The sequence below is a fragment of the Pseudomonas sp. C 49-2 genome, assembly GCF_003970195.1.
Taxonomy (GTDB): Bacteria; Pseudomonadota; Gammaproteobacteria; order Pseudomonadales; family Pseudomonadaceae; genus Aquipseudomonas; species Aquipseudomonas canadensis.
In genome coordinates, this window is the sequence record NZ_RXYG01000003.1 from 392,978 (window position 1) to 410,910 (window position 17,933).

General features: G+C 61.1%; 19 protein-coding genes and 1 pseudogene. 14 read left to right on the top strand and 6 right to left on the bottom strand.

Annotated features, from left to right (window positions below):
* Window positions 1-124 precede the first annotated feature (124 nt).
* Window positions 125-373: a hypothetical protein gene (locus EJ576_RS08180; protein WP_123476383.1), complete on the top strand. Its 249-nt coding sequence runs from the start codon at window positions 125-127 to the stop codon at window positions 371-373.
* Window positions 374-440: 67 nt separating this feature from the next.
* On the opposite strand, the gene EJ576_RS08185 is transcribed toward EJ576_RS08180, so the two are convergent.
* The gene (locus tag EJ576_RS08185) at window positions 441-1,379 is read right to left on the bottom strand and encodes a LysR family transcriptional regulator (RefSeq protein WP_126570010.1); all 939 of its coding nucleotides are present in this window, start codon (window positions 1,377-1,379) and stop codon (window positions 441-443) included.
* Between the two features lie 158 nt (window positions 1,380-1,537).
* Between EJ576_RS08185 and EJ576_RS08190 the strand changes: the two genes are divergently transcribed.
* The 3 genes from EJ576_RS08190 to EJ576_RS08200 all read left to right on the top strand — a co-directional run bounded on the left by EJ576_RS08190 (window position 1,538) and on the right by EJ576_RS08200 (window position 5,216).
* On the top strand, window positions 1,538-2,857 hold the full coding sequence (locus EJ576_RS08190; RefSeq protein ID WP_028619354.1) for an MFS transporter: 1,320 nt from the start codon (window positions 1,538-1,540) through the stop codon (window positions 2,855-2,857).
* 13 nt (window positions 2,858-2,870) lie between these two features.
* Window positions 2,871-4,100 carry a Zn-dependent hydrolase gene (locus EJ576_RS08195; RefSeq protein ID WP_122724895.1) on the top strand — a complete coding sequence of 410 codons (1,230 nt, stop codon included), beginning with the start codon at window positions 2,871-2,873 and terminating at the stop codon, window positions 4,098-4,100.
* 87 nt (window positions 4,101-4,187) lie between these two features.
* On the top strand, window positions 4,188-5,216 hold the full coding sequence (locus tag EJ576_RS08200; protein ID WP_126570011.1) for a histone deacetylase family protein: 1,029 nt from the start codon (window positions 4,188-4,190) through the stop codon (window positions 5,214-5,216).
* A 44-nt stretch (window positions 5,217-5,260) separates the two neighbouring features.
* Here the strand turns inward: EJ576_RS08200 and EJ576_RS08205 are convergent.
* The 3 genes and pseudogenes from EJ576_RS08205 to EJ576_RS08215 form a co-directional block, all read right to left on the bottom strand.
* Window positions 5,261-5,940: pseudogene (locus EJ576_RS08205) on the bottom strand (hypothetical protein).
* A complete protein-coding gene (locus tag EJ576_RS08210) occupies window positions 5,918-6,247 on the bottom strand; it encodes a type II toxin-antitoxin system RelE/ParE family toxin (protein WP_122724899.1) in 330 nt (109 codons plus the stop codon). Before EJ576_RS08210 ends, EJ576_RS08205 begins: the two are co-directional and overlap by 23 nt.
* On the bottom strand, window positions 6,244-6,525 hold the full coding sequence (locus EJ576_RS08215; RefSeq protein ID WP_028619359.1) for a type II toxin-antitoxin system ParD family antitoxin: 282 nt from the start codon (window positions 6,523-6,525) through the stop codon (window positions 6,244-6,246). Before EJ576_RS08215 ends, EJ576_RS08210 begins: the two co-directional genes overlap by 4 nt.
* Window positions 6,526-6,854: 329 nt before the next feature.
* Between EJ576_RS08215 and EJ576_RS08220 the strand changes: the two genes are divergently transcribed.
* Window positions 6,855-7,757, top strand: coding sequence for a LysR family transcriptional regulator (locus EJ576_RS08220; RefSeq protein WP_122725480.1), 903 nt, complete (start codon window positions 6,855-6,857; stop codon window positions 7,755-7,757).
* Here EJ576_RS08220 and EJ576_RS08225 read toward each other — a convergent pair.
* Both EJ576_RS08225 and EJ576_RS08230 read right to left on the bottom strand, forming a co-directional pair.
* Window positions 7,749-8,507 carry a substrate-binding domain-containing protein gene (locus EJ576_RS08225; RefSeq protein WP_126570107.1) on the bottom strand — a complete coding sequence of 253 codons (759 nt, stop codon included), beginning with the start codon at window positions 8,505-8,507 and terminating at the stop codon, window positions 7,749-7,751. The two genes, EJ576_RS08220 and EJ576_RS08225, sit on opposite strands and share 9 nt — an antisense overlap.
* Window positions 8,507-9,811 (bottom strand): MFS transporter, encoded by a 1,305-nt coding sequence (locus EJ576_RS08230; protein WP_126570013.1) that lies wholly within the window; start codon window positions 9,809-9,811, stop codon window positions 8,507-8,509. Before EJ576_RS08230 ends, EJ576_RS08225 begins: the two co-directional genes overlap by 1 nt.
* A 104-nt stretch (window positions 9,812-9,915) precedes the next feature.
* On the opposite strand from EJ576_RS08230, the gene EJ576_RS08235 reads away from it, so the two are divergent.
* The 9 genes from EJ576_RS08235 (at window position 9,916) to EJ576_RS08275 (ending at window position 17,933) form a co-directional block, all read left to right on the top strand.
* On the top strand, window positions 9,916-10,152 hold the full coding sequence (locus EJ576_RS08235; protein ID WP_123476371.1) for a hypothetical protein: 237 nt from the start codon (window positions 9,916-9,918) through the stop codon (window positions 10,150-10,152).
* A gap of 170 nt (window positions 10,153-10,322) precedes the next feature.
* On the top strand, window positions 10,323-11,045 hold the full coding sequence (locus EJ576_RS08240) for a GntR family transcriptional regulator (protein ID WP_122724907.1): 723 nt from the start codon (window positions 10,323-10,325) through the stop codon (window positions 11,043-11,045).
* Window positions 11,042-11,830 carry an SDR family oxidoreductase gene (locus EJ576_RS08245; protein WP_068934923.1) on the top strand — a complete coding sequence of 263 codons (789 nt, stop codon included), beginning with the start codon at window positions 11,042-11,044 and terminating at the stop codon, window positions 11,828-11,830. Before EJ576_RS08240 ends, EJ576_RS08245 begins: the two co-directional genes overlap by 4 nt.
* Before the next feature lie 67 nt (window positions 11,831-11,897).
* Entirely contained in the window at window positions 11,898-12,830 is a 933-nt protein-coding gene (locus EJ576_RS08250; protein ID WP_016975200.1) for a 3-keto-5-aminohexanoate cleavage protein, read from the top strand.
* 63 nt (window positions 12,831-12,893) lie between these two features.
* The gene (locus EJ576_RS08255) at window positions 12,894-13,772 is read left to right on the top strand and encodes an SMP-30/gluconolactonase/LRE family protein (protein ID WP_126570014.1); all 879 of its coding nucleotides are present in this window, start codon (window positions 12,894-12,896) and stop codon (window positions 13,770-13,772) included.
* A 73-nt stretch (window positions 13,773-13,845) separates the two neighbouring features.
* Entirely contained in the window at window positions 13,846-15,168 is a 1,323-nt protein-coding gene (locus tag EJ576_RS08260; RefSeq protein WP_028619366.1) for an MFS transporter, read from the top strand.
* Window positions 15,169-15,223: 55 nt separating this feature from the next.
* Window positions 15,224-16,540 carry an MFS transporter gene (locus EJ576_RS08265; RefSeq protein WP_033902627.1) on the top strand — a complete coding sequence of 439 codons (1,317 nt, stop codon included), beginning with the start codon at window positions 15,224-15,226 and terminating at the stop codon, window positions 16,538-16,540.
* A 58-nt stretch (window positions 16,541-16,598) separates the two neighbouring features.
* The gene (locus EJ576_RS08270) at window positions 16,599-17,522 is read left to right on the top strand and encodes a LysR substrate-binding domain-containing protein (RefSeq protein WP_122724911.1); all 924 of its coding nucleotides are present in this window, start codon (window positions 16,599-16,601) and stop codon (window positions 17,520-17,522) included.
* 48 nt (window positions 17,523-17,570) lie between these two features.
* A complete protein-coding gene (locus EJ576_RS08275; RefSeq protein ID WP_028619369.1) occupies window positions 17,571-17,933 on the top strand; it encodes a 5-carboxymethyl-2-hydroxymuconate Delta-isomerase in 363 nt (120 codons plus the stop codon).

Sequence of the window (17,933 nt, forward strand, 5' to 3'; positions counted from 1 at the left end):
ATACCCCTTTCATACAGACGTCCCCAACGTTGCCTACAGGCAGCGCATTGCAGTGGCTCCGGCAACTGATTACTTTGTGGTAGCGCACTCGATCAGGCGCTTCCCACTGCAAAGGAGTTGCAGCATGAGCAAAAACACTAAGAAAACCTCGGGCAAGATCGCGACATTGGCAGCGCATACGCTCAACAGTCCAACCTCATCTGCCACTGCCAGAAGTCTTGCCGCTTCAGCGCTAGCCCAGAAAAGCACCGACAAGCAGACCAGCGCAGAGATGGAGGAGACGGCTGGCAAAGTGCTGGGCAGCGATAAATACAACGAAGACACGAAGGCGCTTGCGGCGTCGGTGCTTTCTCAGGCCAATAAAGCGCGTTGACGCGGAGTCACTTCGATTAGGTAGGGAAAGCCCCCGTGGTCTCATCGACCACGGGGGCCAGGTTCGCTCATCGCGCGAGTTTTTCAGAAAGACTTTCGATAAATACCGTTTCTGCCCGGCTCATCTTCTGTTCCCGGTTCCACAGCAGATGGATATCCACGTCCGTAATGCCCTCGTCCGGCGGTAGCCTCCATAGCAGCCCGTTCTTCACATCCTCCGCCACCACATGGATCGGCAGGCAGCCCAGGCCGAAGCCGGCAATCACCAATCGCCGCACTTCTTCCAGGCTTGAAGACGACGCCACGATCCGACCGCTGAACCCTTGCTGATCCCGGAAAATCGTCAACGGCGAGAGCATCCCGCCAATCTGGTCGCTGGTAAAACTGACGAAGTTCTCAGATTGCAGGTCCCCCTCCGCCAAACCGATGCGCCCGAACAATGGATGGTGTCGCCCACAAAAAAACGCATAACGCTGGCGCAGGAACAGGTGTTGTTCCAGGCGTGGCTGCGGCCGACGGTTGAGGCTCAGACCCAGGGTCGCGGTTTTTTCCAGGAGCGCGGCGACGATATCCGAGCTGCGCATTACCTCGACTTCCAGGTCGACCCGAGGATGTTCACGATGAAAATCCGCCAGAAATTCGTCGAAGGTTTCCGAGTTGATCCGACTGATCATCAGCAATCGCACTTTACCGATCACCTCATCACCCGGTTTTTGCAGGGCATTGCTCATCTGCGACACCTGGCCGTACATCTCGCCGGCGATGGCGAAGATCTGCTCACCGGCCTCCGTCAACACAAATCGCGGACCTCGACGGACGATGAGCTGGCAGTCGAGTTGTTCTTCCAGTCGCTTGAGCGCCTGGCTGATTGCTGGCTGGGTCAGATGCAGGCGGGCGGCGGCGCGGCTGATGCTCAGCTCTTGGCCGATCACACGGAAGGTGCGCAGCAGGTTCCAGTCCAGGCGGTCGTTGAGCAAGGGATGAATGTCGCGGCGGGGTTCGGGCATGGCGCAGCTCGACAATAAGCAGGATTTATAATTGGAATAATAAATAGAAAATTGACTAATCATAGCCCCGCGACGATAAATCACCCTCAACAAGCGCCATCAGAGCGCATGCGTTCGACCTTTCTCCTGCCAAAAAAATAACCAAAGGAGCCAGCCCCATGAAGCCTTCCGCTTCGCCCCAGCCTCGCCGTGCTGCGGCCGCCGCTTTTATCGGCACGATGATCGAGTGGTACGACTTTTACATCTACGCCACTGCCGCAGCGCTGGTGTTTGGCCAATTGTTTTTCCCCTCCGAAGACAAACTCTTCAGCACCATGGCGGCGTTCGGCACCTTTGCCGTGGGTTTCTTCGCACGGCCGTTGGGCGGCATTGTGTTCGGGCACATCGGTGACCGGATCGGCCGCAAGAAATCCCTGGTGATCACTTTGGTGATGATGGGCGTGGTGACCGTGTGTATCGGTCTGCTACCAACCTATGCGCAGATCGGTGCCGCTGCGCCGGTGCTGCTGATCCTTCTGCGCGTGGTGCAGGGTATTGCCGTTGGCGGCGAGTGGGGCGGTGCGGTGTTGATGGCGGGCGAGCATGCGCCGAAAGGTCGGCGCAACTTCTTTGCTTCCTTCGCGCAATTGGGCAGCCCGGCTGGGCTGATACTGTCGCTGCTCGCGTTCAGTGCGGTCACCCGTCTGCCGGAAGAAGAGTTATTGAGCTGGGGCTGGCGCGTGCCGTTCCTGGCCAGTGCGTTGCTGTTGGTGGTCGGCCTGGCGATTCGCCTGGGCGTGAATGAGTCGCCGGAATTTCTTGAAGACAAAGCCTTGGCGGAAAAAGCGCGGGCGATCAAGAAAGACCAGGCGCCTGTCATAGAGGTGCTACGAACCGCCTGGCGCCCACTGCTGCTGTGCATCGGGGCCAACACCCTGGGCATTGCCGGCGTGTATTTCACCAACACCTTCATGATTGCCTACAGCACTCAGCAACTGGGCCTACCGCGGTCGCTGATTCTGGAGTGCCTTTTCTTTGTCGCCATCATCCAGTTCTGCGTCCAGCCGCTAGCCGCCTGGGTAGCGGAGAAGGTCGGCGCCACGCGTTTCCTGTGCGCAATGACGGTGCTGGCCATGGCCTCGCCTTATCCGATGTTCGTATTGGTCAGCAGCGGCCAGGCACCGTTGATCATCCTCGGTATTGCCCTGGCGGTGGTGTGCATGGCGTCGTTTTATGCGGTGATCGCCGGCTTCGTCAGTGGCCTGTTTGAAACCCGCGTGCGCTACACCGCGATCTCCCTGGCCTACCAGGTGTGCGGCGCGCTGGCGGGTGGTCTTACGCCGTTGATCGGCACCTGGCTGGCCCACGAATACCAAGGCCAATGGTGGCCGATGGCAGTGTTCTACAGCTTGATCGCGGCGGTCTCGCTGGTGTGTGTACTGGCGTTGTCGCGTCGGCATGCCACCGCCCACCGTCGTGAAATGGCCCATAGTGTTTGATGGAGTGTCTGTAATGTTGAAGATCAATGGCGAGCGACTGTGGGCCAGCCTGATGGCCATGGCCGAGATTGGTGCCACGGCACGCGGTGGCAGTTGCCGCCTGGCTTTGAGCGCCGAAGACCAAGCCGGTCGCGAACTGTTCAACCACTGGTGCACGGCCGCCGGGCTGACTCTGAGCGTGGATGCCATCGGCAATCTGTTTGCCCGTCGTGCCGGTACGGACAAGGATGCGTCGCCAGTGATGATGGGCAGCCACCTCGACACTCAGCCCGAAGGTGGGCGTTTTGACGGTGTCTACGGTGTACTGGCGGGGCTGGAGGTGATCCGCAGCCTTGACGATCACGGGATCCAGACACGCAAGCCGCTGGAAATTGCGGTATGGACCAATGAGGAGGGCGCCCGTTTTACGCCAGCCATGCTCGGCTCGGCGGTATTCACCGGCACCCTGGCACTGGATAAGGCCCTGGCCACTGCCGATGTCGATGGCATCAGTGTGGCCGAGGCTTTGCGTGCTACTGGCTACGCCGGCTCACGCCCGTTGGGCGGCGCCGTGGATGCGTATTTCGAAGCGCATATCGAGCAGGGCCCTATTCTTGAGGACAACGCTAAAAGCATCGGTGTGGTCACCGGCGGGCAGGCGATTCGCTGGCTGGATGTGCGCGTCGAAGGCATGGCTGCCCACGCCGGCACTACGCCGATGCTGCTGCGTAAAGACGCCTTGTATGGCGCCGCGCAAATGATCCAGGCCCTGGAGAAACTGGCGGCGGATTTTGCCCCCGAAGGCCTGACCACCGTGGGTGAACTGAGCATCGCCAAATCGTCGCGCAACACTATTCCTGGCCTATTGAATTTCACCGTCGACCTGCGTCATCACCGCGACGTCGATATCCACGCCATGGAACAGCAAGTGCGCCAACAACTGCAGGCCATCGCCGAGCAACGCGGGCTGTCCGTGACCGTCAGTCCACACTGGATCAGCCCGGCCACACCGTTCGACGCCGACTGCGTCGCCTGCGTGCAAGCCGCTGTGGATGCCCTGGGTTACAGCCAGCAACGCATCGTCAGCGGCGCCGGTCACGACGCCATCCACCTGGCGCGCTATTGCCCGACTGCGATGATCTTCATCCCTTGCGTCGGCGGCCTTAGTCACAACGAAGCCGAAGACGTGTTGCCCGAGGACGTGCGCCAGGGCACCGACGTATTGCTCAACGCCGTGTTGAAGCGCGCCGGCCAAGCGACCTGAACACTCATATTTCAAGCCTGACCGAATTCAAATGTGGGCGCAGGCAAGCCAGCTCCCACAGGTTCCGTGTTCACCCAGGAGCATCTCATGCGTACATTTTTTCATCCCGAGCAACTTTTGCATCATCCGCGCAGCTACTACTCCCGTGGTCAGATGCGCACGCCGCAGGAGGTTCCCGAGCGTGCCCGCAACCTGCTGTTGGCCGCGCAAACCTTGGGTTTCGACATCCAGCAGCCGCAGGACTACGGCCTCGATCCATTGCTGGCCGTACATGGTGCGCCTTACCTGGCTTTCCTGCAGGAGGCCCACCAACGCTGGAAGGAAATCCCCGAAGACTGGGGTGACGAAGTCATGTCCAACATCTTCGTGCGCGAACCCAACGCCCTGCGCGGCGTCCTTGCCCAGGCTGCGCGCTACCTGGCGGATGGCAGTTGCCCAATCGGCGAGCTGACCTGGCGCTCGGCCTACTGGTCGGCCCAGAGCGCCGTTGCGGCCGCCAAGGATATTCTTGATGGCGCTCCGGCCGCCTACGCCCTTTGTCGCCCACCGGGCCATCATGCTCGCTACGATGCGGCAGGAGGATTCTGTTACATCAACAATGCTGCTGTAGCGGCGCAGGCATTGCGTCAAGGTTTCCAGCGCGTTGCCGTGCTCGACACCGACATGCACCACGGCCAAGGTATCCAGGAGATTTTCTACGACCGCGACGACGTGCTTTACGTCTCGATTCACGGTGACCCCACCAACTTCTACCCCGGCGTTGCCGGCTTCGCCGAAGAGCGCGGTAATGCAGCAGGTGAAGGCTTCAACCTCAACCTGCCAATGCCCCACGGTGCCAGCGAGGCGGTGTTTTTCGAAAAGGTGGATCTGGCGTTGGCGGCGGTGAAGAACTTCTCGGCAGATGTGCTGGTGCTGTCACTGGGTTTCGATATCTACGAGTTGGACCCGCAGAGCAAAGTCGCCGTTACGCGGGAAGGGTTCGCGCGGTTGGGTGAGTGCATTCGTGGATTGGGCTTGCCGTGTGTGATCGTGCAGGAGGGTGGGTATCACCTGGAGACGCTGGATAGCAATGCGCAGGCGTTTTTTAATGGCCCGCAGGTTTGGGAGCTGTTTTAACCTGCGCACCGCCTCAACGTATGGATGAAGCGGTGGTGCGGTGTTTACGGCAAGGATTTACGTGTGTCGGGTACCAGTTCCAACACCCGGTCCCTGCCACCCTCGGCCAGCAGATAGGTCCCTCGACTGGTTGGCACAATCGACTGCGGCGCCTTCAGGAACGACAAGACCGTCTGTTGGCGCCCCTGCTTGTCTATCAGTAACAACCTCGCTCGGTGCGTGGAGTCCTCATTGACCCACAACCCGCGCTCATCGCACATCAAAAACGTCGGTTTGTTCAGGTCGGCCAGCACGTCGGGATCGCTGCCGTCTTCTGTCAGCTCACGTACCACACCTTTTTCTTCTCGGTGTAGAGCATGCGCCCGTCGGTGCAACGGACGACGGACTCGCCTTCCTGAATCTGGTCACGCAATACGGTCAGGGTCTGGTCGCTCCAGCGATAACGCAACAGTCGCCCGACAGGCTTGCGGTCCTCGATGGCATAGAGGTAGTCACCGTCATCCCACAGGCCCTGCACGTTCTCACCTCTGAACAGTTCGCTGACGACGCCATCCTTGAGAAAGCTCACGGGCAAATTAGCGGACTCCTGGCTGAAAACCCAACCACCGCGTGTGGCGAACAGGCCGTCGGGTTTGGAGAGCTTGCTCACCATCACATCACGCGTTCCATCCTTGAGGATGCGCACGATGCTGCCCTTGGCGTCATCGAGTTCCTGACTCCCCATCGCCCTGCAACAATGCCGCGTAGTCTTGCCCACCGTAAAACACTCCCAGGATCGACACTGTTTCGGTCGCGGGGTCCGCCGTGAACGCAATGGCGGTGGTGCGTCGATAGTGCGTGATACGTAAGTGGGTCAGCAGATCGTCACGTCGAATTCCGCGCAAGGGAAACAGGCAAAGGTTTTCGCAGTAGCGGATGAGGTTGTCGATAAAGCGTGCAGCTACAACGGGGGAACCGGCATCGCTGATGTAGTCTTCAAGGGCGTCGAGTTGCGCCAACGCTTCAGGCGAAAAGGCTACCGTGTAACTCACGCTTTCCCGGTGCCTTGTCGCTGACGCTTGGCTGCCATGTGTTCTCGAACCTGTTCGACGGACAGCGCGCGCTCGGGCTCGGCCTTGAGGGCTGCCGCAGCTGGGATCACCTCGTCCCGCAGCCAGTCTTCCATAGCGCGATCACGGGCCAGCAAGACCCTCAGGCCGTCGCGGATCACTTCACTTTCGGATGCATATTCACCGGCTGCGACTTTGGCTTTGACCAGGGCAGCCATTTCGATTGGCAACGTAATGCTCATTTGCTGGGTTGAGCGCATGTGGAAGTCCGCCGAAGGATAGTAGGATTCAATCCTACTTGACCATTGGCGTGATGCAAGAAGCAACTGATCGATGCCGATATCCGGCGACTCGTCGTCTGTCCAGAAGTGATAGGTTTCCATGCGTGCTACAGCTCCCGTTGTTTAGGTCAGGTCGCAAGTATTGACCCATTTAGAGAACTGCGTGGTCGCATAAACCCAATAACCCACTGATATGTATGACTTCATATTTGTAGCAGGGTTATTACAACAAGCCGGTCCCGGCATGCATGGCGCGCCATCGGCTCCCATACGATAATGCCTGCCACCTCGACCACATTGGCCTTCCCGTGATCATCAACTTCGACCTCAACGACCTCCAAGCCTTCCGCGCCGTGGTAGACAAGGGCAGTTTTCGCGGTGCCGCCGAAGCTATCCGGATCTCGCAGCCGGCCCTCAGCCGGCGTATCGAAAAGCTCGAGACCGCCCTGGATGTGAAGCTGTTCGAACGCACCACGCGGCGCGTCAGCTTGACCATGGTCGGCCGCGCTTTCCTGCCTCAGGTCGAGCGCATGCTCGATGACCTCGACGTGGCGCTCATGGGCATCAGTAATGTCGCGTCCACCCGCATGGGTAATGTCACCATCGCCTGCGTGCCGTCCACCGCGTACTATTTCATGCCCCATGTGATCTCCGAATTCCACAAGTTGTATCCGAAAATTCGCCTGCGGGTGCTGGATGCCAGTGCCGGTGAAGTGTGCAATGCGGTGGAAAGTGGCGAGGCGGATTTCGGCGTGAGTTTCAGCGGCAGTCTGGCCGATGAAGTGGAGTTTGAACTGCTGCTGCAGGAGCGCTATGTGCTGGCCTGTCGCCGCGATCACCCCCTGGCCCAGCGTGACAGCGTGAGCTGGTCGGAGGCCTACGAACACGACTACATCACTGTGGACAAGACCTCTGGTAACCGCTTCCTGCTCGACCAGGCGTTGCGTGGCGTGCGGGTGAAAAAGCCGAGTATCTGCGAGACGCACCACGTAACGACGATGATCGGGCTGGTGGAGGCGGGATTGGGGGTGGCGATGGTGCCCTCGATTGCCATGCCGGCGGGCGAGCACCCGATCTTGGTGAGTGTGCCGCTGGTGGAACCGCAGGTGATGCGCAATGTGGGCTTGATAAAACGCCGCGGGCGGACCTTGCCGCCAGCGGCGCTGGAGTTGGAGCGATTGGTGCGGGAGATGCCGTTTCGGTCAGCGTGACACCGAGTCCAGGCCGGTGGCTTGCACCACCGGTTGCGCCTGGGGCGACGCCAGGTACTGCAACAAGGCCTTGGCCTGTTCAGGGTGTTCGGCATTCACCGGGATACCGGCGGCGAACCGCGTCACCGATTGCACGTCTTCCGGGATCTTGCCGACGTAGGTCACACCCGGCACTGGCAGCAATTCCGCGACCTGCTGCAGGCCCACTTCGTAGTCACCCTTGGCGACCTGTTCGGCCACCGGCAGGCGTTCGATCATGGTGCCCTTGGCCGGCATGCCGAGCTTCTTGAACAACTCCTTCTCGACATACACACCGCTGGCGCTGTCCGAGTAAGCCACGGATTTGGCCTTGCTCAGCACGGCTTTCAGTTCGGCATCAGTACCGATTGCAGGTTTGACCGCACCGGCCTTCACCACTAGGCCGATGCGCGAGTCCGCCAGTTCCACGCGGGAGGCCGGGTCGACCTTGCCTTGTTTGATCAGGTCATCCAGGGCGTAGCCGACCATGATCACCACGTCGGCGTGTTCGCCACGGGCGAGACGGTTGGGAATCGCTTCCGGCGCCTTGCCCATGGACGGACCCAGAATGGTGTCGAGGCTGTCACCGCTTTGCTTGGCGTACTGCGGGCCAAGCAGTTTATACGCGGCGGTGAAGCCACCCGATGTCATCACCTTGAGCTGTTCGGCCTGGGCCGACAGCGCCAGGGCGCCGAGGGCCAGGGCCGTCAGGGTCTTGAGCAACGGCTTCATCATGCCGCCTCCTGCATGACCTGGCCACGGGTGTTGGCGCGACGGTACAGCGCGAGGGTCGAGCACAGCGCGCAGGCTGCGGCGAACATCATCCAGTAAGCGGGCGAGGCTTTGTCTTCGGTGATGTGGATGAACCAGGTGGAAATCGCCGGGGTAAAACCACCGAAAATCGCGGTCGCCAGGCTGTATGCCAGGGAGAAACCCGCCACACGTACTTCCACCGGCATGATTTCGGTCAGGGCCGGGATCATGGCGCCGTTGTACATGCCGTAAAGGAAGGAGAACCACAGCAGGGTTTCCAGCATGTGGGCGAAGCTTGGGGCATTCACCACGTAGGACAGCGCTGGATAAGCGGTCAGAACCGTCAGTACGGTCATGGCGATCAGCACCGGCTTGCGGCCAAACCGGTCGCTCAGCGTGCCGCCGATCGGCAACCAGACAAAGTTCGACACCGCCACCAGCAGGGTCACCAGCAGGGCGTCGGAGGTGCTCAATTGCAGCACGGTCTTGCCGAAGGTCGGTGCGTACACGGTGATCAGGTAGAACGCGGTAGTGGTCATGGCCACCATCAGCATGCCGCCGATCACCACGGTCCAGTTCTTCACCAGGGTTGCCAGCACTTCACGCATGGTTGGGCGATGCTTGCGGTTGGCGAACTCTTCGGTTTCCTGCAGGTTGCGACGTAGGATGAAGATGAACGGGATGATCACGCAGCCGATGGCGAACGGAATGCGCCAGCCCCAATCAGCCACCACGGCGGGTTCCATCCATACGTTCAGGCCATAACCCAGTGCGGCGGCGACCACGATGGAGATCTGCTGGCTACCCGACTGCCAACTGGTGTAGAAGCCTTTGCGGCCAGGCGTGGCCATTTCTGACAAGTAAACCGATACGCCGCCCAGTTCTGCGCCGGCCGAGAAGCCTTGCAGCAGGCGACCGAGCAGCACCAGCAATGGAGCCCACAGGCCAATGGTGTGATAACCCGGCACCAGCACGATCAGCAGCGTGCCGCTGGCCATGATCGACAGGGTCACGATCAGCCCTTTGCGGCGACCGACGTCATCGATATAGGCACCCAGGATGATCGCGCCCAACGGACGCATCAGGAAGCCCGCGCCGAACACGGCGAAGGTCATCATTAATGACGCAAACTCATTAGCGGCAGGGAAGAACGCGGCAGCGATGTAGGTGGCATAAAAACCGAACAGGAAGAAGTCGAACTGTTCGAGGAAATTGCCCGAAGTCACGCGGAAAACCGCGCCCACTTTCGAGCGGGCAGAGTCGGGTCGGGTAGGGTTAGTCATGGTTTTGTGTCTCCAGCGTTCTTTTTAAAGTGCTTGTTTCGCCTAAGACCGAGAATAGTGGCTGACACATTTAGAAATGATAAGTGACAAATTTGGATAGATTGATGTGCATTGGCTATCAATCGGTAGCGCGGTCAAAAATACGTTCGCTGTTCTATGCTGAAGGTGTGACCAATTCTTACGGATGGGAGGTGGCGATGACTGATCAACAGAAACGGCGGGACGAGCGGGAGCTTGAGCAACCCCGGCAGCGTGAGGAAGAAAAGCCCCAGACCTGGAAGCATCCCGATGATGGGACGGAGCTTTCCGAGCGGGATAAGGAACGTCCGCTAAAACCCTGAGTGCACACCCACCATAGGAGCCGGCTTGCCGGCGATGGCGTATTCAAAATCGCCATCGCCGCCAAGCCGGCTCCTACATTTTTAATGCACGCGGTGGGGGAAACTATTTGACATATTTGATTTGTGATCACATATTGAGGCCATAAGAACGACAACACAGGTTTTGCCTCATGACAGATGGTCCGCTCCTCCTGCCCACCCTGCGCCAGGTGTCCCGCGATACCTTGCAAGACCAGGTCTACCGCCAGATCCGCGAAGCCCTGATGAGTGGCCGTTTCCAACCTGGCCAGAAACTCACCATCCGCGGCCTCGCCGAGGCCCTCGGTTCCAGCCCGATGCCGGTGCGTGAAGCCCTGCAACGCCTCAGCGCTGAAAACGCCTTTGAAGTCACCGAAACCTCCCGTCTGCGCGTGCGCCTGATGACGGTCGACCGCCTGCGTGAAATCCGTGATGCGCGGGTCGCCCTTGAAGGCTTGCTCGCCGAAAAGGCGGTGCTGCTCCTGCAGAAAGCCGACCTCGATGAAATCACCGATCTCTGCCAGCAGATGCAACACGCCGCCGACGAAGTCGACGTGTCCCGCTACCTGTGGACCAACTTCGCGTTTCACCGGCGCATTTACGCCGTGGCCCAGGCCGAGTTGACCATGGCCGCCGTGGAAAACTTCTGGCTGCACATGGGCCCGTGCTTCGCGCTGGTCGCCCCGGATAAAGCTCACCTGCAACGCTCGATGGAAGCGCACACGCGCATCGTCGAAGCGCTGGCTGCGCGCGACGGCGCCGGCGCACGCGCAGCGGTGACCGATGACATCATGCAGGCCGCCGACTCCCTGGCGCGTCTGCTCGTCAAGAACGACCGTTCGCGGTCGTCTGTTTCAGGAGGTAAACGTGCATGAGTGTCCTACAACGGCTGCAGCCTTATCCTGGGTTACGTGTGTTGATTTCCGGCGGGGCTGCCGGCATTGGTGAAGTGCTAGCGGCGGCGTATCTGGAAGCCGGTGCCCAGGTGCATGTGTGTGATGTGAGCGAGCCGGCCCTGGCCGCGTTCCGCGACAAATACCCAGGCACCGTCGCCACCCGCGCGGATGTCAGTGATGCCGCGCAGATCGAGGCGGTGTTCAAGGTGCAGCGCGAGCGTTTCAGCGGCCTCGATGTGTTGGTCAACAATGCCGGGATCGCCGGGCCTACCGGCGGCATCGATGCGATCAGCGACGCCGAGTGGCAAGCCACCATCAACATCAATCTCACCGCGCAATACCGGTTTGCCCACCACGCCGTGCCGATGCTCAAGGAATCGTCCCACGGCCATCTGTTGCATATCGCCTCGGTGGCGGGGCGCTTGGGCTACGCCTGGCGCACGCCGTACGCGGCGACCAAATGGGCGATCGTCGGCTTGATGAAATCCCTGGCCTCGGAGCTGGGCGAGAGCGACATCCGCGTCAACGCCTTGCTGCCTGGCATCGTCGAAGGCCCGCGCATGGACGGCGTGATCCGCGCGCGTGCGGAGCAGGTCGGCGTGCCCGAAGCCGAAATGCGCCAGGAATACCTCAACAAGATTTCCCTCAAGCGCATGGTCACCGCCGAAGACGTGGCAGCCATGGCTCTGTTCCTCTGTTCGCCCGCCGCACGCAACGTGACCGGCCAGGCGATCAGCGTCGACGGTAACGTCGAGTACCTGTAAGCCACGGAAGAACACATCGCGCTGCACCCAGGATTTTTTTCATAAGAATAAAAGTCGGAGATTCGTCATGTCCAAAAATCGTCCTGTCATCATCACCTGCGCCGTCACCGGTGCGATTCATACGCCGTCGATGTCACCGCATTTGCCGATCACCGCGCAGGAAATTGCCGATGCCGCCATCGGTGCCGCCGAGGCTGGCGCCGCGATTGTCCACCTGCATGCCCGTGACCCCAACGACGGTCGCCCCAGCCAGGACCCGGCGTTGTTCGCCGAATTCCTGCCGCAGATCAAGGCCGCCAGCGACGTGGTGATCAACATCACCACCGGCGGCGCGCCGACCATGGGCGTGGAAGAACGCCTGCAGCCGGTGATGCAGTTCAAGCCGGAGCTGGCTTCGCTGAACATGGGCTCGATGAACTTCGGCCTGTACGAAATGCTCAACCGCTTTACCGACTTCAAGCACGACTGGGAGCGGCCGTACCTGGAAGAAAGTGACGACCGGATCTTCCGCAACACCTTCCGCGACATCACCCACATCCTCAACTCCTGTGCCGAAAACCGCACCCGTTTCGAGATCGAGTGTTACGACATCGGCCACCTGTACACCGCCGCGCACTTCCTCGAACGTGGCCTGCTCAAGCCACCGTTGTTTATCCAGTCGGTGTTCGGCCTGCGCGGCGGTATCGGCGGCCACCCGGAAGACCTGGCGCACATGCGCCGCACCGCCGACCGCCTGTTTGGCGACGACTATGTGTGGTCGATCCTTGGCGCCGGGCGTGGGCAGATTCCGCTGGCGACCATGGGCCTGTCCATGGGCAGCAACGCCCGTGTCGGCCTGGAAGATTCGCTGTGGGATGGCCCGGGCAAACTGGCGGCGTCGAATGCCGATCAGGTCCGGCGCATTCGTACCGTGATCGAAGCGCTTGGCCATCGGGTCGCTACGCCGGATGAAGCGCGGGAAATCCTCGGGCTCAAGGGGCGCGACCAGGTCAACTTCTAACCCAACAAACCGCCGCGTCAAGGCGCGGCCTGCATCCCGCACAACAACAATAAGGGGATCACCATGCGTATCGAAGTGCTTGTCGACGTCAAGACCACCCTGGGCGAAGGCCCGGTGTGGGACGTCGAGCAACAACGCTTGTATTGGATCGACAGCGCCGACGGCCGCATCTTGCGATGCACCGACGACGGTCGCGAGCTGCGAGCCTGGGACGTGGGCCAGAAAATCGGCTCCATGGCCCTGCGCCGCGACGGTGAGTCGGCTATCGTCGCCCTGCAAAACGGCGTGCACACGCTCGATCTCAGTAGTGGCGAACTCAACCTGGTCGCTGATCCGGAACCGCACTTGCCGGTTAACCGCCTCAACGACGGCAAGGTCGACCGCCAAGGCCGCTTTATCTTCGGCTCCATGGACACCCAGGAAGACAACGCCAGCGCCAAACTCTACCGGCTTGATGCCGACCTGAGCCTGCACACCCTGGACGAAGGCATCATCGTGTCCAACGGCCCGTGCTGGAGCCCATCGGGTGACACCTTCTACTTCTGCGACACCTGGTCCGGCGAGATCTGGGCCTACGACTACGACCTGGCCACCGGCAGTGTCAGCAATCGTCGCACCTTCGCCAAGGTCGACACCTCCGGCGAGGGCGCTGCCGATGGTTGCACCGTGGATGCCGAAGGCTGCCTGTGGCAAGCGCTGGTCTACGCCGGAAAACTGGTGCGCTACACCCCCGACGGGCACGTCGACCGCATCATCCAGATGCCGGTGAAAAAGGTCACCAGCCTGACCTTTGGCGGGCCGAACCTGGACACCCTGTTTGTGACCTCCATGGCCAAGCCGCCGCTGCCGCGTTTTCCGGCGGACGGTCAGCAGCGCGGAGCGCTGTTCGCCATTACTGGGTTGGGCGTGCAAGGAATAGCCGAGCGACGGTTCGCCAGCTAGCGCGTGTGTGTGACAAGGCATATTCCTTCGCAACCTTGTGTCAGTGCGCGCCCTTGCGCGCCTGGAGAGGCCCATGGCAACTATAAAAAAAGCGTCGCTGCGCAGCATTCACCGGCATTCCTGGGTGTCGCTGCTGGTCTGCTGGATGATCTGGATCCTCAATGCCTACGACCGTGAGATCGTGCTGCGCCTGGGGCCGACCATTTCCAAGCATTTCGATTTGTCCGCCGACCAATGGGGCACCGTGGCCACGGTGGTCATGCTGGCCCTGGCGCTGCTGGACATCCCCGGTTCGATGTGGAGCGACCGTTACGGTGGCGGCTGGAAACGTGCGCGCTTCCAGGTGCCGTTGGTGCTGGGCTACACGGCGATCTCGTTTCTGTCCGGATTCAAGGCGTTGAGCGGCAACCTCGCCACCTTCATTGCCCTGCGCGTCGGCGTCAACCTCGGCGCCGGCTGGGGCGAGCCGGTGGGCGTGAGCAACACCGCCGAATGGTGGCCGGTTGAGCGCCGCGGGTTTGCCCTGGGCGCGCACCATACGGGTTACCCGATTGGCGCGATGCTTAGCGGTATCGTCGCGAGTTTTGTCATCACCGTGTTTGGTGAAGAGAACTGGCGCTATGTGTTCTTCTTCGCGTTCGTGGTGGCGCTGCCGCTGATGATCTTCTGGGCGCGTTATTCCACCGCCGAGCGCATCACTGCACTGTATGTCGACATTGCCGCCAAAGGCATGACCCCGCCGGACAACGCGCCGGCCAGCCAAGTCAAAGGCGAGGCCTGGCGTACATTCCTTGCCACCTTGCGCAACCGCAATATCGCCCTTACGGCGGGCAACACCATGCTCACCCAAGTCGTATACATGGGCGTCAACATCGTGCTGCCGGCCTACCTCTACAACATCGCCGGCTTGTCCCTGGCCGAGTCGGCGGGGATGAGCGTGGTGTTCACCCTCACCGGCATCCTCGGGCAACTGGTGTGGCCGTCGCTGTCGGACATCATCGGCCGGCGCACCACGCTGATCATTTGCGGCGTGTGGATGGCGGCGAGTGTCGGCGCGTTCTACTTCGCCAATACGCTGACGTTGATCGTCGTGGTGCAACTGCTGTTCGGCCTGGTGGCTAACGCGGTGTGGCCGATCTATTACGCCGTGGCCTGCGACTCGGCCGAGCCTTCGGCGACGTCGACCGCCAACGGCATCATCACTACCGCGATGTTTATCGGCGGCGGCCTGGCGCCGGTGCTGATGGGCAGCCTGATCGCCATGGGCGGCGGTTGGACCACGCTGCACGGCTACACCGTCTGTTTCTTCGTGATGGCCGGCTGCGCCCTGGGCGGCGCACTGCTGCAACTGTTTTCCCATCGCCCCCAGGCCATGGCCGTGCAACTCGACTCCTAGAACAACACCGATGCGCCCCCCAGCCCGGCTGGCGGGGCGCCAAGAGGAATTGCCGATGACTACCGCCACTTCCGCCCGCACCCCGCAGGCGTTGAACAAACTGATGTTCGTCAAGTTGATGCCCTTGCTGATCATCGCCTATATCCTGAGCTTCCTGGACCGCACCAACATCGCCCTGGCCAAGCATCATCTGGACGTCGACCTGGGCATTTCCGCTGCGGCGTACGGGTTGGGCGCGGGGCTGTTTTTCCTGACGTATGCGCTGTCGGAAATCCCCAGCAACCTGATCATGCACAAGGTCGGCGCGCGGTTCTGGATCGCGCGGATCATGGTGACCTGGGGCCTGATCTCGGCGGCCATGGCCTTTGTGCAGGGCGAGACCTCGTTCTACGTGCTGCGCCTGTTGCTGGGCATTGCCGAAGCCGGACTGTTCCCCGGCGTCATGCTCTACCTCACCTACTGGTTCAACCGTGAACAACGGGCGCGCGCCACCGGTTATTTCCTGCTCGGCGTGTGCTTCGCCAACATCATCGGTGGCCCGGTGGGTGCGGCCTTGATGCGCATGGACGGCATGCTCGGCTGGCACGGCTGGCAGTGGATGTTCATGCTCGAAGGCCTGCCAGCGGTGGCGTTTGCCTGGGTGGTCTGGCGCAAATTGCCGGACCGTCCGAGCAAGGCGCCGTGGTTGTCGGCCGAGGAAGCGCGCGGCATCGAACAGCGCATCGCCCAGGAAACCGAAGAGGGCGCGGGTGAGGGCGGTCACTCGTTGAAAAACTGGCTGACCCCGCAAATCCTGCTGGCGATTTTTGTGTACTTCTGTCATCAGATCACCATCTACACCGTGATCTTTTTCCTGCCGAGCATCATCAGCAAGTATGGCGAACTGAGCACCATGAACGTCGGCCTGCTGACTTCGTTACCGTGGATCGCGGCGGCACTCGGTGCCTTGCTGATTCCGCGTTTCGCCACGACGCCCGGACGCTGCCGGCGGTTGCTGGTCACAGGGCTGCTGACCATGGCGCTGGGCCTGGGCATCGCGTCGATATCGGGGCCGGTGTTCAGCCTGCTCGGTTTTTGCCTGTCGGCGGTGATGTTCTTCGTGGTGCAGTCGATCATTTTTCTGTACCCGGCTTCCCGACTCAAGGGCGTTGCGCTGGCGGGCGGGCTGGGTTTCGTCAACGCGTGCGGGCTGCTTGGCGGGTTTGTCGGGCCGTCGGTGATGGGCGTGATCGAGCAAAGCACCGGTAATGCGATGAACGGCCTGAAGGTGATTGCGCTGGTATTGGTGGTGGCGGCTATTGCGGCGCTGCGGTTGCGCATGGGGCACGAGCCTGAGCGTGGCGCACAGGCCAGCGAAGCGTCCTACACGTAGACGCCAGCAACGCGGCTTTCTACACTGCGGCTTGTCTTGGGGAAAGGGGCAGGCGCCGATGAATCGCAATGAATTACGCAAGGCCGACATCAACCTGATGGTGGTGTTCGAAGCGCTGATGCTGGAGCGCAACGTGACGCGGGTGGCGGAGAAGCTGTTTCTCGGCCAGCCGACCATCAGCTCGGCCCTCAACCGCTTGCGTACCTTGTTCAACGACCCGTTGTTCATTCGCGTCGGCCACCGCATGGAGCCCACGGCGCGGGCCGAGGAAATCATCCAGCACCTGTCGCCGGCGCTGGACTCGCTATCCTCGGCCTTGAGCCTGACCCACGATTTCGACCCGTCCATCAGCACCATGACCTTTCGCATCGGCCTGTCCGATGACGTCGAGTTTGGCTTGTTGCCACCTTTGCTGCGCGCCCTGCGCCAGGAGGCGCCACAGGTGGTGTTCGTGGTTCAGCACGTCGACTACTGGCGTATTCCCGACCTGTTGGCGTCCGGCGATATCACCGTCGGCATCACCCAGACCCGTGGCCTGCCGGCGAATGCCAAGCGCAAGCTGCTGCGGCATATTCGGCCGCGTTTATTGCGTGCCGACGCCTCCGACACACCGCTGACCCTCGATGAATATTGCTCGCGCCCCCATGTGTTGGTGTCTCACACCGCCAACGTGTCCGGTTTCGCTGATGAATGGCTGGCGGAAATCGGCCGCAAGCGCCACGTGGTGCTGTCGGTGCCGCAATACAGCGCACTGCCGGCGTTGCTCGCCGGCACCGACCTGATCGCCAGCCTGCCGGACTACACCGCCGAGGCCATGGCCGTGTCGGGCCACCTGTTCTGCGAGCCGTTCCCGTTCGAGACGCCGACCCTGGACTTGTCTATGGTCTGGCTCAGCCATGTGGACACCGACCCGGCCGAGCGCTGGGTACGCTCGCGACTGGAAGCGTTCATGAGTGATCGAGGATTGGCGACCAAGGCCTGACTCCGTGGTATATCTAGGATTCTTCCTACCAAAGACTCGGAGCCCTACATGCCACACCTGCATCTGGAATACACCGCCAACCTGACGAACCTGGCCGTTGAGAAAACCCTGCTACGGCTCAACAACGTGTTGATGGTGTCTGGCCAGTTCGGTTCCGAATTCGATATCAAAAGCCGTGCGGTCAAGGTCGAGACGTTCCAGGTGGGCACCTCCCTCGACCCTCGCGGTTTTATCGCAGTGAAGCTGTCGCTGCTCAGCGGGCGGTCGCCGCAGGTCAAGAAGCAGTTGTCGGAAAGCCTGTTGGCTGCCTTGCAGGACCTTGGCGACTGGCCGGCGGGCGTACAGGTTCAGCTGAGTGTTCTGTTGGTGGATATGGATCGCGATTCCTACAGCAAAGTCGCGATTGGTTAA

Coding starts and splice junctions, on each gene's coding strand:
- EJ576_RS08270 (WP_122724911.1), top strand. CDS start 16,599: ATGAATCGCAATGAATTACGCAAGGCCGACATCAACCTGATGGTGGTG.
- EJ576_RS08250 (WP_016975200.1), top strand. CDS start 11,898: ATGTCCAAAAATCGTCCTGTCATCATCACCTGCGCCGTCACCGGTGCG.
- EJ576_RS08245 (WP_068934923.1), top strand. CDS start 11,042: ATGAGTGTCCTACAACGGCTGCAGCCTTATCCTGGGTTACGTGTGTTG.
- EJ576_RS08225 (WP_126570107.1), bottom strand. CDS start 8,507: ATGAAGCCGTTGCTCAAGACCCTGACGGCCCTGGCCCTCGGCGCCCTG.
- EJ576_RS08275 (WP_028619369.1), top strand. CDS start 17,571: ATGCCACACCTGCATCTGGAATACACCGCCAACCTGACGAACCTGGCC.
- EJ576_RS08190 (WP_028619354.1), top strand. CDS start 1,538: ATGAAGCCTTCCGCTTCGCCCCAGCCTCGCCGTGCTGCGGCCGCCGCT.
- EJ576_RS08200 (WP_126570011.1), top strand. CDS start 4,188: ATGCGTACATTTTTTCATCCCGAGCAACTTTTGCATCATCCGCGCAGC.
- EJ576_RS08195 (WP_122724895.1), top strand. CDS start 2,871: ATGTTGAAGATCAATGGCGAGCGACTGTGGGCCAGCCTGATGGCCATG.
- EJ576_RS08240 (WP_122724907.1), top strand. CDS start 10,323: ATGACAGATGGTCCGCTCCTCCTGCCCACCCTGCGCCAGGTGTCCCGC.
- EJ576_RS08230 (WP_126570013.1), bottom strand. CDS start 9,811: ATGACTAACCCTACCCGACCCGACTCTGCCCGCTCGAAAGTGGGCGCG.
- EJ576_RS08185 (WP_126570010.1), bottom strand. CDS start 1,379: ATGCCCGAACCCCGCCGCGACATTCATCCCTTGCTCAACGACCGCCTG.
- EJ576_RS08255 (WP_126570014.1), top strand. CDS start 12,894: ATGCGTATCGAAGTGCTTGTCGACGTCAAGACCACCCTGGGCGAAGGC.
- EJ576_RS08215 (WP_028619359.1), bottom strand. CDS start 6,525: ATGCGCTCAACCCAGCAAATGAGCATTACGTTGCCAATCGAAATGGCT.
- EJ576_RS08260 (WP_028619366.1), top strand. CDS start 13,846: ATGGCAACTATAAAAAAAGCGTCGCTGCGCAGCATTCACCGGCATTCC.
- EJ576_RS08180 (WP_123476383.1), top strand. CDS start 125: ATGAGCAAAAACACTAAGAAAACCTCGGGCAAGATCGCGACATTGGCA.
- EJ576_RS08235 (WP_123476371.1), top strand. CDS start 9,916: ATGTGCATTGGCTATCAATCGGTAGCGCGGTCAAAAATACGTTCGCTG.
- EJ576_RS08265 (WP_033902627.1), top strand. CDS start 15,224: ATGACTACCGCCACTTCCGCCCGCACCCCGCAGGCGTTGAACAAACTG.